This is a genomic window from Bacillus sp. BC05(2025) (assembly GCF_056725905.1).
Window position 1 is genome coordinate 1 of sequence record NZ_JBWYRA010000008.1, and the last position, 16256, is coordinate 16256.

18 protein-coding genes and 1 pseudogene are annotated in these 16256 nt (G+C 37.8%); 1 reads left to right on the top strand and 18 read right to left on the bottom strand.

Annotation, left to right across the window (positions count from 1 at the left end):
• The 3 genes and pseudogenes from ACZ76X_RS21345 to nuoA form a co-directional block, all read right to left on the bottom strand.
• Positions 1–362 (bottom strand): annotated as a pseudogene (locus ACZ76X_RS21345) (NADH-quinone oxidoreductase subunit C); the annotation flags it as partial.
• Positions 359–877: an NADH-quinone oxidoreductase subunit NuoB gene (gene nuoB, locus ACZ76X_RS21350; RefSeq protein WP_098770807.1), complete on the bottom strand. Its 519-nt coding sequence runs from the start codon at positions 875–877 to the stop codon at positions 359–361. The pseudogene ACZ76X_RS21345 and the gene nuoB, both read right to left, overlap by 4 nt.
• Positions 868–1236, bottom strand: coding sequence for an NADH-quinone oxidoreductase subunit NuoA (nuoA, locus tag ACZ76X_RS21355; protein WP_306186398.1), 369 nt, complete (start codon positions 1234–1236; stop codon positions 868–870). Before nuoA ends, nuoB begins: the two co-directional genes overlap by 10 nt.
• Before the next feature lie 290 nt (positions 1237–1526).
• Between nuoA and ACZ76X_RS21360 the strand changes: the two genes are divergently transcribed.
• Positions 1527–4256, top strand: a complete 2730-nt coding sequence (locus ACZ76X_RS21360; RefSeq protein ID WP_479851628.1) for a putative bifunctional diguanylate cyclase/phosphodiesterase — start codon at positions 1527–1529, stop codon at positions 4254–4256.
• A 50-nt stretch (positions 4257–4306) separates the two neighbouring features.
• On the opposite strand, the gene ACZ76X_RS21365 is transcribed toward ACZ76X_RS21360, so the two are convergent.
• The 15 genes from ACZ76X_RS21365 to glyA form a co-directional block, all read right to left on the bottom strand.
• Positions 4307–4960, bottom strand: a complete 654-nt coding sequence (locus tag ACZ76X_RS21365; RefSeq protein ID WP_479851629.1) for a DUF975 family protein — start codon at positions 4958–4960, stop codon at positions 4307–4309.
• A gap of 47 nt (positions 4961–5007) precedes the next feature.
• Positions 5008–5790 (bottom strand): DUF975 family protein, encoded by a 783-nt coding sequence (locus tag ACZ76X_RS21370; RefSeq protein ID WP_479851630.1) that lies wholly within the window; start codon positions 5788–5790, stop codon positions 5008–5010.
• Between the two features lie 132 nt (positions 5791–5922).
• Positions 5923–6324, bottom strand: coding sequence for a F0F1 ATP synthase subunit epsilon (atpC, locus tag ACZ76X_RS21375; RefSeq protein WP_000847211.1), 402 nt, complete (start codon positions 6322–6324; stop codon positions 5923–5925).
• Positions 6325–6344: 20 nt separating this feature from the next.
• Entirely contained in the window at positions 6345–7751 is a 1407-nt protein-coding gene (gene atpD, locus ACZ76X_RS21380) for a F0F1 ATP synthase subunit beta (protein WP_098670010.1), read from the bottom strand.
• Between the two features lie 241 nt (positions 7752–7992).
• Positions 7993–8853, bottom strand: coding sequence for a F0F1 ATP synthase subunit gamma (atpG, locus tag ACZ76X_RS21385; protein WP_000157696.1), 861 nt, complete (start codon positions 8851–8853; stop codon positions 7993–7995).
• 344 nt (positions 8854–9197) lie between these two features.
• A complete protein-coding gene (gene atpA / locus ACZ76X_RS21390) occupies positions 9198–10706 on the bottom strand; it encodes a F0F1 ATP synthase subunit alpha (protein ID WP_000027518.1) in 1509 nt (502 codons plus the stop codon).
• An 11-nt stretch (positions 10707–10717) separates the two neighbouring features.
• Entirely contained in the window at positions 10718–11260 is a 543-nt protein-coding gene (atpH, locus tag ACZ76X_RS21395; RefSeq protein ID WP_000064683.1) for a F0F1 ATP synthase subunit delta, read from the bottom strand.
• Positions 11257–11763, bottom strand: a complete 507-nt coding sequence (gene atpF, locus ACZ76X_RS21400) for a F0F1 ATP synthase subunit B (RefSeq protein ID WP_001142618.1) — start codon at positions 11761–11763, stop codon at positions 11257–11259. The genes atpH and atpF overlap by 4 nt, the downstream gene beginning before the upstream one ends.
• A gap of 129 nt (positions 11764–11892) precedes the next feature.
• Positions 11893–12111, bottom strand: coding sequence for a F0F1 ATP synthase subunit C (gene atpE / locus ACZ76X_RS21405; RefSeq protein WP_000052064.1), 219 nt, complete (start codon positions 12109–12111; stop codon positions 11893–11895).
• A 56-nt stretch (positions 12112–12167) separates the two neighbouring features.
• Positions 12168–12887, bottom strand: a complete 720-nt coding sequence (gene atpB / locus ACZ76X_RS21410) for a F0F1 ATP synthase subunit A (protein WP_086392762.1) — start codon at positions 12885–12887, stop codon at positions 12168–12170.
• 7 nt (positions 12888–12894) lie between these two features.
• A complete protein-coding gene (locus tag ACZ76X_RS21415) occupies positions 12895–13287 on the bottom strand; it encodes an ATP synthase subunit I (protein ID WP_000567600.1) in 393 nt (130 codons plus the stop codon).
• Positions 13287–13511 carry an AtpZ/AtpI family protein gene (locus ACZ76X_RS21420; protein ID WP_001171223.1) on the bottom strand — a complete coding sequence of 75 codons (225 nt, stop codon included), beginning with the start codon at positions 13509–13511 and terminating at the stop codon, positions 13287–13289. Before ACZ76X_RS21420 ends, ACZ76X_RS21415 begins: the two co-directional genes overlap by 1 nt.
• A gap of 26 nt (positions 13512–13537) precedes the next feature.
• Positions 13538–13651, bottom strand: a complete 114-nt coding sequence (locus ACZ76X_RS21425) for a DUF4024 domain-containing protein (RefSeq protein WP_000232962.1) — start codon at positions 13649–13651, stop codon at positions 13538–13540.
• A 371-nt stretch (positions 13652–14022) separates the two neighbouring features.
• Positions 14023–14652, bottom strand: coding sequence for a uracil phosphoribosyltransferase (upp, locus tag ACZ76X_RS21430; RefSeq protein ID WP_000517533.1), 630 nt, complete (start codon positions 14650–14652; stop codon positions 14023–14025).
• A gap of 271 nt (positions 14653–14923) precedes the next feature.
• The gene (gene glyA / locus ACZ76X_RS21435; protein ID WP_479851631.1) at positions 14924–16165 is read right to left on the bottom strand and encodes a serine hydroxymethyltransferase; all 1242 of its coding nucleotides are present in this window, start codon (positions 16163–16165) and stop codon (positions 14924–14926) included.
• Between the last annotated feature and the right edge of the window lie 91 nt (positions 16166–16256).

Consider the following 16256-nt stretch of genomic DNA (forward strand, 5'->3'; position numbering starts at 1 on the left):
TCTTCCGTTACCTCTTCTGTTCCTTCTCTTTTTTGCTTCGCTAACGCCGCTGCTTTCGCTTTCGCTGCAGCTGCTGCCTTCGCTTTTGCCTTTTCCTCTTCCGTTACCTCTTCTGTTCCTTCTCTTTTTTGCTTCGCTAATGCCGCTGCTTTCGCTTTTGCGGCCGCAGCTGCGCGTCGTTTTGCTTCTTCCACAGTCATTTCATCATTTTTTGGTAGCGCTTTCTCTTTTTCCTGATCTTCTTCCTCAAGTTTACTTATTTCTGCATCATGTTTCGCAACGAGACGCTTTCTCGCCTCTTCTTTTGCACGCCTAGCCGCTTCTCTTTTCAAATCCTCTAATTCTTTGCTTGGATCACTCATTTATTCGTCACCTGCTTCCCCGTCTTTGCCTCGTAACGAATTTTTTCTTTCAATTTATTAATTCCATAAATTAAGGCAGCAGGATTTGGTGGACAACCAGGAATATACACATCAACTGGTACAATTTGATCTACACCTTTCACAACAGCATATGAATTTACATACGGGCCACCTGCTGTCGCACAAGATCCCATTACAATAACCCATTTCGGTTCAGGCATTTGATCATATAAACGCCGAACAATAGGAGCCATCTTCTTCGTTACCGTTCCCGACACAATCATAACGTCCGATTGCCTTGGTGAAGTCCGAAAAAATGACCCAAATCGATCTAAATCGTAATGCGATGAACCTACTCCCATCATTTCAATTGCACAGCATGCCAGTCCGAATGTCATCGGCCATAAAGAATTACTCCGTGCCCATCCCTTCAACTGTTCCAATGTAGAAAAAAAGATATTTCGTTCTAATTCCGCTCGCTCATTTGGATGTAACTCCTCAAAATTTATAACCATTGTAACACCTTCTTTTTCCAAGCATACGCTAATCCAACTAGCAACATTACAACAAAGATGAGCATTTCAATCAGTGCAAATAAACCGAGCTTGTCATATGCAACAGCCCATGGATATAAAAATAAAGTTTCTACATCAAAAATGACAAACAATAAAGCAAAAATATAATAACGAGCATGAAACCGAATATTTGCATCATGAAAAGGCTCAATCCCACTCTCATACGTCGTCGCTTTCGCTGCACTTGGTTTGTTTGGGCGCAGCATCTTTCCTAATGTAAGAGCCACTACCGGCAGCAATATGCCTAATAGCAAGAAAATCAAAACGATCATATAACTATTTTCATATACACTTACCATTGTGAAACCCTCCCCCCTGAATTAAGAACAAGTTCACTTAGTAAACAATATGTCCTAGTTGCAGTAATTATTATTTTTAAATTTTTCTAAATAATGCAACTATTTTAATCATTATAGCAAACTTCAAATTCCTATGTCGATATGTTGGGGGACAGAAACGGGAATTATTAAAATCTATTTTTAGAACTCGCTATACCTGTGTAAAATAAGTATAGAAATTATATATACTTTTCAAGAAACAATAAAAAATAAAAAGAGGAAGTTATATGTATATACCGTGGGTGAGATAAATGAAAAAACAAACACATGTAAGTATTCTTATAAGCATCATATTGTTATCTGTAGCGATTCATTATGTGGCAATGCCTTTTCTATATGAATACTCATTTCCTTTTCAAATATTAATTGGAATGAGTACTTTATTCATTGATATTATCGCTTGTAGTTATATACTTTATTTTTCAAACAAGAAAGAAGGGTTACCTCGTTTATTTTGGACCATTTTATGTATTGGAACCCTCTCTTATTTCATTGGAGATATCATCGTTGCCTATCAACGTTTAATTTTAAAGGACTACTATACATTCGTTGATTTGTCCGATTTTTTTTATCTACTTTTTTTAATTAGCTTTGCATTTGCCTTTCTATATGAAATCATCTATAACCGCGATTTATTAGAAAAGCTTTTTATGATATGTGATATTTGTATTATTGTTACAGCACAATTCACTTTAAGTTACTACTTACTTATCGAACGTACTATTCACGTTTCTTCAACATCCAATATCGACATATTTGTTCAACTTACCTATCCAATGACCGATTTACTCTTTTTCCTTATAGGAATCAATCTGTTATTCAAGCCATTATCTTTATTATCCAAAAAAGTCGGCGCGCTTCTTGGCAGTGCTTTAATTTTATATGCTACTACAGATGCGATTTATGCTTATATTAAATACTTCACACCCGAGTATTCTATGTTTACAGTTACTCCTCTCTATCAAGTAACTTTAGTACTAGTAGCAATCGCCTGTATTCTGCATACGAAAGAACCTGAAAAACAAGAGCAAGTACTATTAACACCTAAACTTGGTGAATCGATCAGATTATCATTACCTTATATTTCTGTAGTAATGCTTATTGTGTTTATACTAGTTGAATACGTTTTTGCACCTATTGTAGTAATTGGGCTTATGATAACTTTCTCCTTCGTTCTCATACGCCATAGTTTAGTTCGAAAACAAAATAAAGTACTATTACTAGCTCAAATGCAATTCAACTCAGAACTCGAAAAACAAATTGAACTACGTACAGAAGATTTAGTAGAACAAAAAAATGAACTATACCATAACCAACAAATGTTTAAATCTTTATATGAGCACCATCCAGATCCAATTTTCACATTAGACTTGTACGGTAATTTTCTCAACGTGAACAACGCTGGTACGACTTTACTCGGTTATCAAACGAATGAATTATTAAAACAACCATACTATTCACTTACGTATGAAGAAGATTTGGAAGAGATTATTAATGCCTTCCATCGCGTAAAAAAGGGAAAATCTATTTCTTTAGAAGTACGGGCGTATCATAAAAATAGAGATATTTACTACTTGCATGTTACAGCTGTTCCTATCTTTTTAAAAAATCATATTTCTGGCGTTTATTTAATGATTAAAGATATTACAGAAAGCAAACAACAGCAAGAACAAATTAACTTTCTAGCCTACCATGATACATTAACAGAGCTTGCAAATCGCCGTGCATTTCATCAATATGTAGAACAAGCAATTGCTCGATCCAAAATATCAAAAAGGCCTTTTGCTGTTATGTTCCTCGACCTAGACCGCTTTAAAGTTATTAACGACACCCTCGGTCATAGGGTAGGAGACCTGCTATTAATTGCAGTAGCAAAAAGACTCGAAAGAATAGCAACACCAAATATGAAACTTGCCCGATTAGCTGGGGATGAATTCACAATCCTTATTGAGAATTATCAAAAAAGGCCAGATGTAAAAAAAATAGCTGACGCGATTGTAGCAGACATGAACGAACCATTCGAAATTGAAAATCAACATTTAAAAATCTCACCAAGCATCGGGATTGCAATATATCCTGAAGCAGGTGAAGATCCATTATCAATCTTGCAGCATGCCGATATGGCCATGTATGAAGCAAAAAACAAAGGAAAAAACGGTAGCTCTCTGTACACGAAAGAATTATATAAAAAAATGGAACGAAAAGCTCGAATTGAAAAAGATTTACCACTCGCTTTAGTAAACGAAGAATTTTATGTCGTTTATCAACCACAAATTGATATTACGACGAAAAAAATTATTGGTGCTGAAGCATTAATACGCTGGAAACACCCACTCCTAGGTGACATTCCGCCATGTGAGTTCATTCCAATTGTAGAGGAGACTCCGCAGGCCATTCCACTCGGTCATTGGGTATTAAAAGAATCTTGTCGCCAGTTAAAAATATGGCATACTTTTGGCTATACAGATTTAAAAATAAGTGTGAACTTATCAGCAAAGGAGTTCCAGCAAGATAATTTAATCGAACACATTTCACAAATACTAACAGACTTTAACGTCGATCCCAAATATGTAACACTTGAGTTAACAGAACGAATTGCGATGATTGATGAAAAAGAAACATTATTAAGACTAAAACAATTAAAGGAATATGGTATTCAAACGTCCATTGATGACTTCGGTACCGGCTATTCTTCTCTCGCTTATTTATCAATTTTCCCTATCGATACATTAAAAGTACCGAGAGAATTTACACAACTCGCTGATCACCGTCCTGAAGAAAGGGCTATTGTCTCAACTATCCTTTCCCTTGCAAATACGTTAAATCTTTCTGTCGTTGCTGAAGGAATTGAAACAGAAAAACAACTTAAATTTCTACAAAAAAACAACTGTAAGTATATGCAAGGTTACTATTTCAGTAAACCACTTACGAGTCATCAATTTATAAAATTCCTACAAAAAACCCCCAGTATGAACCAATAGCTCATACTGGGGGTTTTATAAAATGAATCATCAATGTGGGATGCCCCACTTTATAGTGTCGGAATTGTTTTCTCGTAATATTCCTCTGCAATCTCTTCATAAAAAGCTGCTGACGTCGTATAAAAATATGGAATTAGCCATAGGAATCCAATCCCGAGTGTAATACAACTTAATATAAACCAACCAATAAAGCTTAAACATAAAATGAAATACTCCATCTTATGCCCATCCATCATACGACGGCTCTCTGTAATAGCTTGATTTATAGAATACTCAGGGTGATCATTTATAATAAAGTACGTCATCGCATAAGAAAATGATTTAATAATGCCTGGAATAATAAATAGTAAAAACCATAAGAAAAGATAAATATTCACTACTATATATAATAAAAATGACTTTATAAACTTACTTCCTTCTGTAAACCATCTGAATATATGCCCGATACGCGCTTCTTTTTCACGAATGATATGCAGCGCTAAACAATAGCCACCTAACGTTAATGGACCTACCATCAATATTGAAATAACGTCTACTGAAAGTGAGTTATTTACTTCTTTCCAATCCCAAAATTGAGAGAAAATGAAATCAATACTAAAACTAAAAGCTGAAATAAGAATCGAAATTAGTAATGTTGCCCCAACAGCTAAGCCCCATTTCCCTTCTAATGAATCTAGCGCTTCTCCTTTTAAATCACTAATCATAATTTGCCTCCTATACGTAATAACTCTATTAGTATAGCATGTTCCTACTACAATTGATCTTTTGAAAGATGGCGATAAAAATGCGCTGTCGTTGTACTCATATACGGGCTAAGCCAAAGAAAGCCTATTCCAAGTGTAAAAATCGCTAAAATTGCCCAACCTATAAAACTCAGCCACAACAGAAACAAATCCAATTTGTGCCCCTTCATAAGATGCTTACTTTCTTTCATCGCCTGTGACACACTATACTCTGGATTTTCAACCATAACATAGTACGTCAGCGCATAAGAAAAGTACATCACAATCATACCAACGATTGAAATAGCCAATAATACAAAGAAAGCAATAGCAAACGACGTATTTCCTTCTTCACCTAAAAATGCAAATAAGGCTACTAGCAACATTGGAATCCATGTACCTGTATATAATAAAATTGCAAGCATTGCCCACATTGTTTTCATCATTCTTTTAAAGCCACGAAATCCTTCGAATAAGTAATCTACTTTAGCACCTTCTCGTTTACTAATCTGTAAAAATACATTTGTATAACCGTATGATGTAATCCCATACGATGCGTTACCTAAAATTATCATAATGCAATAAAAAATCCCGAATGTAACGCCTGCTCCAATTGATATTGTTTCTTCTTCAACCGAACCTACTAAAACAGCAAATAAGAAAAATATAATAATTCCTGGAATTAAAAGTATAAGCATTGCAGCCATTGAAACAACATAACTTAAAATAAAATATAAAATCGTTGATCCAACACCTAGTCCCCAATTTCCTTTTAAGGAGTGCAATGCTTCTCGTTTCATTTCGCCGATCATTTATTCATCCCCTTTATAAATTGTTGTACATTCTCTACTTATACGAGCAACAATATAATTATACCATTTTTGTAAAATTATCCATAAACAACATAAAAAAAAATCCGTAAAGGCAAAGCCTTTACGGATTTTTTATTTCATATCGGAAACGTTTAAACGGTTCACAGCACGTTGTAATGCCATTTCTGCACGTTTAAAGTCAACATGTGCTTGTTTATCTTGCAGACGTTGCTCAGCACGACGCTTCGCTTCATTTGCACGATGGATATCGATATGGTTTGCTTCTTCAGCAGATGATGATAATACAGTTACTTTATCTGGACGAACTTCGATAAAGCCACCGCTTACCGCTACATAATCAGTGTGTCCACCATTTTTCAGACGAACTGCACTAATTTTTAATGGTGCAACAGTTGGAATGTGACCCGGTAAGATCCCCATTTCCCCACTCTCCGCTTTTACACTTACCATTTCTACTTCTTTTTCGTAAACCGGTCCATCAGGAGTTACAATACTGACTGGAAATGTCTTCATACTTCGTCCCTCCTAAGGCCTTACGCCATCATTTTCTTCGCGTTTTCAATAACTTCTTCAATGCCACCAACTAAGCGGAATGCATCTTCTGGAAGGTCATCATATTTTCCTTCTAGAATTTCTTTAAATCCGCTAACTGTATCTTTTACAGGTACATAAGAACCTTTTTGACCTGTAAACTGCTCAGCTACGTGGAAGTTTTGAGATAAGAAGAATTGAATACGACGAGCACGATGTACAACTAACTTATCTTCTTCAGATAACTCATCCATACCTAAGATAGCAATGATATCTTGAAGCTCTTTATAACGCTGTAAAGTTTGCTGTACTTGACGAGCTACTTCATAATGCTCTTCTCCTACGATTTCTGGAGAAAGTGCACGAGATGTAGATGCTAATGGATCTACGGCTGGGTAAATACCCATTTGTGTTAAACGACGCTCTAAGTTTGTTGTTGCATCTAAGTGAGCGAACGTTGTAGCTGGTGCTGGATCCGTATAGTCATCGGCTGGTACATATACCGCTTGGATAGACGTGATAGATCCTTTATTTGTAGATGTAATACGCTCTTGTAATTGACCCATTTCTGTTGCAAGTGTTGGTTGGTAACCTACCGCAGATGGCATACGACCAAGAAGGGCAGATACTTCAGAACCTGCTTGCGTGAAACGGAAGATGTTATCGATGAACAGAAGTACGTCTTGTCCTTGCTCATCACGGAAATGCTCAGCCATTGTTAATCCTGTTAATGCAACACGTTGACGTGCTCCAGGTGGCTCGTTCATTTGTCCGAATACCATCGCAGTTTTCTTAATTACGCCTGAATCGCTCATTTCGTGGTATAAGTCATTACCCTCACGAGTACGCTCACCTACACCAGCGAATACAGAGATACCACCGTGTTCTTGTGCGATGTTATTGATTAATTCCTGAATTAATACTGTTTTACCTACACCGGCACCACCGAATAGACCGATCTTACCACCCTTAATGTAAGGAGCAAGTAAGTCTACTACTTTAATACCAGTTTCAAGAATTTCTACTTTAGTAGATAATTCTTCGAATGCAGGTGCTTGACGGTGAATTGGATCACGATGTACATCTGCAGGAACCTCACCATCTAAGTCAATTGCATCACCTAATACGTTAAATACGCGACCAAGTGTTACATCACCAACTGGTACAGAGATTGGTTTACCAGTATCTTCTACTTCTGTGCCACGAACAAGTCCATCTGTGGAAGACATCGCAACTGTACGAACTGTATCATCACCTAAATGAAGTGCAACTTCAAATGTTAAGTTAATACTTCCGTTTTCGTTGCTTTGTTTTACCGTAAGGGCGTTGTAGATTTCTGGTAGCTTTCCGCCATCAAACTTAACGTCTACAACCGGACCCATGATTTGCGTAACGCGCCCTTTATTCATCGGGTTCCCTCCTAGCTTTCTTTTAATTAGCCAACTTTCTACGAGCAGCTAGCTTTTCATTTTTTATTGGTTTATAGCTTACGCGACTCTTTTGAAAGAGTCGCTTCCGCCTTTTATTGAATCTAGCTCCAGCGGTTAGAATGTTCGTTGGCTTCGCTTTTTCCTACGAGGCACAAATCGCCTCTACGTCAAAAGCTCCATCCCCCTCTCATTCTAAACGAACCGCTTCCGCCTTTTAATACTATTCTAACGCTGCTGCTCCACCAACGATTTCCGTAATTTCTTGCGTAATCGCTGCCTGACGCGCACGGTTGAATGAAAGTGTAAGTGAATCGATAACTTCCATTGCGTTGTCTGTAGCACTCTTCATTGCTGTCATACGCGCTGCGTGTTCACTTGCTTTACCGTCTAGTAATGCACCGTACACTAAGCTTTCTGCGTATTGTGGCAATAGTACTTTTAAAATTTCTTCTTCAGAAGGCTCGAATTCATAAGCTGTCGTCGGTTTATCAGACGCCACATCAGTAAGCGGTAAAATTTTATTTTCCGTTACTTCTTGTGAAATTTTACTTACGTAATGGTTGTAGTAAATATACAGCTCATCATAAGCACCATCTGCAAACATCGCAATTGCTCGAGAAGCAAGATCTTTAATATCAGTAAATGATGGGTGGTCAGATAGTCCAACTACTTCATCAATGATGTTAAAGCCGCGACGTTTTAAATAATCACGTCCTAGTCGTCCAAGCACAATAATTGAATATTGGTTTGAATCCATATTATGACGTTCACGAATTACGTTACTTACTGTACGTAATACGTTACTGTTATAACCACCTGCTAGTCCGCGATCAGATGTAATAACGATGTATCCTGTACGCTTTACAGGACGCGCATTGAGCATCGGATGATTAATTCCTTTACTTCCTTGCGCAATGCTCGCTACTACTTCTTGAATCTTTTCCATATACGGAACGAAAGATTTAGCATTTTGCTCTGCACGGTTTAACTTAGATGCAGATACCATCTCCATCGCTTTCGTAATTTGACTCGTTTTCTTTGTCGAGTTAATCTTCGCTTTTATATCGCGTAAAGATGCCACAGGTTTTCACCACCTTTTTTCCGGAAGTTGGCACGATTAGTAAGAATCCTCTTCCTAATCTACGTTGCAAGATATTCTTGCTCATGATTGAAGGAAAAGAATAGGTGCACCTACTCTTTTCCTTTACATAACCGTCAGCAATCTCAGAAATTGAGATGCCTTATATATTATCTAGCTCCAGCGGCTTGAATGCTCGGTGGCTTCACTTCTCCCTACGAGGCAAAAACCGCCTCTTCGTCAGAAGCTCCATCCCCCTCACATTCAGAACGAGCCGCTTCCGCTTTTATTAATCTAGTTCCACCTCTTAGCCGATGGGGCTGAACAGTCGGCTTCACTTTTTATTATTATTCAGAAGCTACGAATACTTTTTTAAATCCGTTAATTGCTGCTGCAAATTTGTCGTCATCCGCAAGTTTCTTAGTTGTGCGGATTTCTTCTAATAAGTCAGTCGCATTAGAATCTAACCAAGCATGGAATTCTTCTTCGAAACGAGTGATATCTACTACTGGGATATCATCTAGGAATCCACGTGTTAAAGCGTAAAGAATGATAACTTGTTTCTCTACACGTAACGGTTTGTGTAATCCTTGTTTTAATACCTCAACAGTACGAGCACCACGGTTTAGTTTCGCTTGAGTTGCTTTATCTAGGTCAGAACCGAACTGAGCGAACGCTTCTAACTCACGGTAAGATGCAAGGTCAAGACGAAGTGTACCTGATACTTTACTCATTGCTTTAATCTGAGCAGATCCACCAACACGAGATACAGAAGTACCCGCATCGATCGCTGGACGTACACCAGAGAAGAATAGGTCAGATTGTAAGAAGATTTGTCCATCCGTAATCGAGATTACGTTTGTTGGGATGTAAGCTGATACGTCCCCTGCTTGTGTTTCGATGAAAGGTAGTGCAGTTAAAGAACCGCCGCCTTTTGCATCACTTAATTTTGCTGCACGCTCTAATAAGCGAGAATGTAAGTAGAATACATCCCCTGGATAAGCTTCACGACCTGGAGGACGACGTAATAGTAATGACAGCTCACGGTAAGCTGCTGCTTGTTTGGATAAGTCATCATATACTACTAATACGTGTTTACCATTGTACATGAACTCTTCACCCATTGTTACACCAGCGTAAGGAGCTAGGTATAATAATGGAGCTGGTTGAGAAGCAGATGCAGTTACAACGATTGTGTACTCTAATGCACCGTGCTTACGTAGTGTTTCTACTACGTTACGTACAGTTGATTCTTTTTGTCCGATCGCTACGTAGATACAAATCATATCTTCATCTTTTTGGTTAATGATTGTATCAAGTGCAACTGCTGTTTTACCAGTTTGACGGTCACCGATGATTAACTCACGTTGACCACGGCCAATTGGTACAAGAGCATCGATCGCTTTAATACCTGTTTGAAGTGGTTCATGAACAGATTTACGATCCATTACACCTGGTGCTGGACTTTCGATTGGACGAGTGTTTGTTGTATTGATTGGGCCTAAACCATCAACTGGTTGACCTAATGGGTTTACAACACGACCAATTAGTTCTTTTCCTACTGGTACTTGCATGATGCGACCAGTACGACGAACTTCGTCACCTTCACGGATTTCTGTGTAAGGTCCTAAAATGATAATACCTACGTTGTTTTCCTCTAAATTTTGTGCTAGCCCCATAACGCCGTTAGAGAACTCTACAAGTTCACCAGCCATAACGTTATCAAGACCATGAGCACGTGCGATACCGTCACCAACTTGGATAACTGTACCAACATCACTAACTTCGATTTCAGACTGATAGTTCTCAATTTGTTGCTTTATCAGTGCGCTAATTTCTTCAGCTCTGATGCTCATGTGCTTCACCCCTATCTATTCTTCATTAATTCACGCTGAATACGTGCTAATTTTCCTTGTAAACTTCCATCATAAATGCGATTTCCAATACGTACTTTAATGCCGCCTAGTAAATCTTCATCTACAACATTTTTTACGCGAATTGCATCTTTTCCTGTTCTCTTCGCAAATGCTTCTGCAATGTTAAGCTTCTCTTCTTCTGATAGAAGACGAGTAGAATATACAGTTGCGTCCGCTACGTTACGTTCTTCATTAGCAAGAACAACATATTCATCTGCAATTTCAGGTAAGATATCAATGCGTTTGTTATCAATTAAAATATATAACGTATTTAAAATAGATTCAGAAACAGATCCGAATACGTTTGCAAGAAACGTTTTCTTTTGTTCCTTTGAAATGTTCGGTTGCGTTAAAAAGCTATGTAGTTCTCCGTTCTTTACATAAACGTTTTGTACAAGGCGTAATTCCTCTTCAAACATTTCTAATACGTGTTTTTCTTTAGCAATTTTAAAAAGAGCGACAGCATAACGTTTTGCTACAATCCCATTGCTCATCGCGCTTCTCCTACTTCTTTAATATAATCGCGAATTAACTTCACTTGATCTTCTTCTTTTAATTCTTTTTCAATTACTTTAGAAGCAATTTGAACAGATAAAGAAGCAACTTGTTCTTGTAAAGCAGCAATTGCTTGCTCTTTTTCGCGTTGAATTTCTTGTACAGCAGATGCTTTAATTGATTCTGCTTCTTCTTTCGCAGCAGCAACAATAACATCTTTTTGATCTACAGCTTGCTTTTTCGCTCTTTCGATTAACTCTTGTGCTTCAACACGTGATTGTTTTAACATTTCACGTTGTTCTTCTACTAACTTCTTCGCCTCAGCATTACTTCTTTCTGCAGCGTCGATTTCATTAGTAACATGCTCTTCACGTTCTTTCATAATTCCCATTAAAGGACCCCACGCAAATTTGCGTAGCATTACTAATAGAAGTAAGAAAATGAACAATGTATAAGCAATCGTTCCAAATGGAATGGCAGCACCTAATAATAAAGTTGGCACAAGGATTCACTCCCTTCAAAATATCTAAATTGATCATATGAAAAAAAAAGACATACGTTTCATTCATAAAGCAATGGCGAAGAAAGTTCGGAAAAACACTCTTCGCCATCTATGTAAGGGGAGTCTCCCTTATTTGTTCATTACGATGAAAGCAATAACTACACCGATGATTGGAAGTGCCTCAACTAAAGCAACCCCGATGAACATAATTGTTTGAAGTGCGCCTTTTAGTTCTGGTTGACGAGCAACACCTTCGATTGTACGTGATACGATAAGACCGTTACCAATACCTGCACCTAATGCTGATAAACCAATTGCAATTGCAGCTGCGATTACACCTAAACTCATTTAATTTGTCCTCCTTTGTATTATAAAAAAATAAATTTTTTCTTACTTAAATTATATTAATGGTCATGGCTTACTTTATGAGCCATATAAACCATCGTTAACATTACGAAAATAAATGCCTGGATTGAACCAACGAATACACTGAATCCCATCCACGCTAACATAGGTACAAGTGCACCTAATGCGCCAAGGAATGATGCTCCGCCCAACTTAGCAAGTAATCCTAATAAGATCTCACCTGCATAAATGTTACCGAATAAACGAAGACCTAACGTTAATGTGTTAGCAAACTCCTCAATAACCTTTAATGGGAATAAGAATTTCATAGGTTGGAAATAACCTTTTACATATTCTTTCGTACCCTTCATCTTAATTCCATAATAATGGGTGAGGGTAACTACCATCACGGCTAATGTTAATGTAACTGCTGGATCAGACGTTGGTGATCTCCACCATGCAATATGTTCGCCAGCTTCAGTTGCTGAATACATGAATGGTAAACCAAGGAAGTTCGATACGATGATAAACATGATAAGCGTAACGCCAAGCGTTAAGAAACGTCCACCTGTTTTCCAGTCCATCGTACTATTGATAATCCCTTTCACGAAGTCAAACACCCATTCCATGAAGTTTTGCATTCCTGTTGGGCGAAGAGCTAAGCTGCGAGTTCCGATAACAGCGATTAAGAATACAATAACTGCTGCTACAGTAACCATCATAACTGACGACAAATCGAACGTTAAACCTAGAAATTCAACTAATCTACCGTGTTCCACTAGTAATTCACCTCTCTTCCCTGCTCTTATACTCTAAATAAAGAAAATCTATGATCATGACAAGGTATCCTGTCAGCAATCCTACACCTAAGCCCCACATCGCAATTAACTCTTGATATTTGGCTGCAAATAAAATTAATAACCCAATCGTGGCGAATCTTGAATATGTACTTACCGCTGTTGCCTTAAACTTCACGTTTTCTCCATTTGTTACGCGATCCAACAGCTTGTCTGTTCTACGTGCAATGATGCGCAAACTAAGAAAACTGAAAATCGTCCCGATAATCAGCCCAAGAAATACATCCTTGTAAGAGGTGAATCCCCATCCTAGCACTAGAAGCGCAAGCAAGTAGTACATATATTTCTTTTGTCTTTGGACAAGTCCATGTACGTCTATCATCATTGCTCTCCCGAATAGTAATGTCGAATGAGTCGAATCATTGCGTATACCCCTGTTCCTAATCCGAGTAATAACCCTATAATAAGAAACAATGGAAACGTTCCAACCTTATTATCAATCCACTGCCCACCAAAGATCCCAACAAGAATAGAACCGACTAACTGAGCAAGAATACCTGACATTAAAGCATAAGCTTTTATATGGCTGCGATCGTTTTTTTGCAAGGATTCATCCCTCCAATATGTAACCCTCATTCACGATGTGTTAATAATAACTCATTTTTTTGCATAAATCCTATACAAAACAAAAAGTTTACATTTTCGTCACGGAATAGATGTAATTTTGTCACTGAAAGCCCTACCATCTATCCCCGTTGTTAGCATACAATAGGGTATTAACAGTGTCAACGAGAAATCGTAAAAAATCAAAAAATTTGAGTATTAGTCATTTCCTCCCAAAAATGAAAACGTTCCCCTTCTAAATACTGGTTAGAGATATGCAATTTCTAACAGTTTTCTCATTATAATAGAAGGAAATGTTCACAAGTTTGTCACCATTATATTTTTACGATATAACGCTTTCCTTCCATAATATAGTGCTCCTTAGACGTAAGACTTCTATATTATATGTGAGGTGTATGCAACTTATGTTGTATATACTATGTATATTTATCCCCCTCCCCTACCCTATCAAGGTACAAAAAAACGAGAGGGGAATCCCCTCTCGTCAGTTGTCTTACTTCGTTCCGAATAAACGGTCACCAGCATCACCAAGACCTGGCACTACATATCCGTGGTCATTTAATTTCTCATCTAATGCTGCTACATAAATATCAACATCAGGATGTTCTTCTTGTACTACTTTTACCCCTTCTGGAGCTGCAACGATACACATTAATTTAATTTGCTTTGCACCGCGCTTTTTCAGAGAGTTAATTGCTTCAGCTGCAGAACCACCTGTTGCTAGCATCGGATCTAGTACGATAAAGTCACGCTCTTCTACATCCGTTGGAAGTTTCACATAGTATTCTACCGGTTGCAATGTTTTAGGGTCGCGATATAAACCAACGTGTCCTACTTTTGCTGCTGGAATTAATTTCAGAATTCCATCAACCATTCCTAAACCTGCACGTAAAATTGGAATTAAACCAAGTTTTTTACCAGCGATCACTTTTGTTGTCGCTTTGCTTACAGGCGTTTCAATCTCAATATCTTCAAGTGGAAGGTCGCGAGTAATTTCGAAAGCCATTAAGCTTGCTACTTCGTCCACTAATTCACGAAAATCTTTCGTACCTGTATTCTTATCGCGAATATATGTAATCTTATGTTGAATTAACGGGTGATCAAATACATACAGTTTTCCCATGTGAATCTCTCCTTTAGATGATATTCATGCGTTTGCACGCTTTTTTACACTATTTACGATTGTAAAGAAAACGTTACTAATATTCAAGGGCAAATTTGGCAAAATCATGATTTTCCGATGAATCTATCTAGTATCTTTACCAATTATGGGAGCTGTATCCTTCATTATATCGCCAAAATTTATTCATCATTTGTATACATACTTAAAGAACAATATATGTCCAAAAAAAGACTGCTAAAACAATTACGTCTCAGCAGTCTTCTTCAATCTATTATATATCTGTGTACATTGGGAATTTGCTCGTTAACGCTTCTACACGCTTACGTGCTTCTTCTAATGCAGCTTCATTTTCATGATTTTTTAATGTGTAAGCAATAAGTGACGCAATTTCATCCATTTCTTCTAAACCGAAACCACGAGATGTTACAGCCGCTGTACCGATACGTACACCGCTTGTTACAAATGGGCTTGCTGTTTCAAATGGAATTGTATTTTTGTTTACTGTAATACCAACTTCGTCTAATACGTGCTCTGCTACTTTACCTGTGATTTCTAAGTTACGAACATCAATTAGGATTAAGTGATTATCTGTTCCACCAGAAACAAGTGTAAGCCCTTCTTTTTGAAGACCTTCAGCTAAGCGATTCGCATTGTTAACGATATTTTGTGCATATGTTTTAAAATCATCTTGAAGTGCCTCACCAAACGCAACAGCTTTTGCAGCGATTACGTGCATAAGTGGGCCACCTTGAATACCAGGGAAGATTGATTTGTCAATTTGTTTTGCAAATTGCTCTTCACATAAAATCATACCACCACGTGGACCACGTAATGTTTTATGTGTTGTTGTTGTAACGAAATGTGCATGTGGTACTGGATTTGGATGTAAACCAGCCGCTACTAAACCAGCGATATGTGCCATATCAACCATTAAGTATGCACCCACTTCATCTGCAATCTCACGGAATCGTTTGAAATCGATAACACGAGGGTATGCACTTGCACCCGCAACGATTAATTTTGGTTTATGTTCTTTCGCTTTTGCTAATACATCATCGTAATTAATACGGTGAGATTCAGCATCCACGCCATATTCTACGAAATTATATTGTACTCCACTGAAGTTAACAGGGCTTCCGTGTGTTAAGTGACCACCATGAGATAAATTCATACCAAGTACTGTATCGCCTTGCTCTAAAATCGTGAAGTATACTGCCATGTTCGCTTGTGCACCAGAATGTGGTTGAACATTTACGTGCTCTGCGCCGAAAATTTCTTTTACGCGATCACGTGCGATATCTTCTACTACGTCTACGTGTTCACAACCACCATAGTAACGTTTTCCAGGATATCCTTCAGCATACTTATTCGTTAAAACAGAACCTTGCGCCTCCATTACTGCTTCACTTACGAAGTTTTCCGAAGCAATTAGCTCAATCTTTGTGCGCTGTCTTCCTAGCTCTGCCTCAATTGCAGCAAATACCTTTTCATCTTGACGTTTTAAATGATCCACCAAAATCCCCCTTTTCTGAACGAATTACATCGATTCCCAATAGTTTTTTCTCATTTATTCAGAAAAAACGAAAATTCAGGTTGTAATTCTT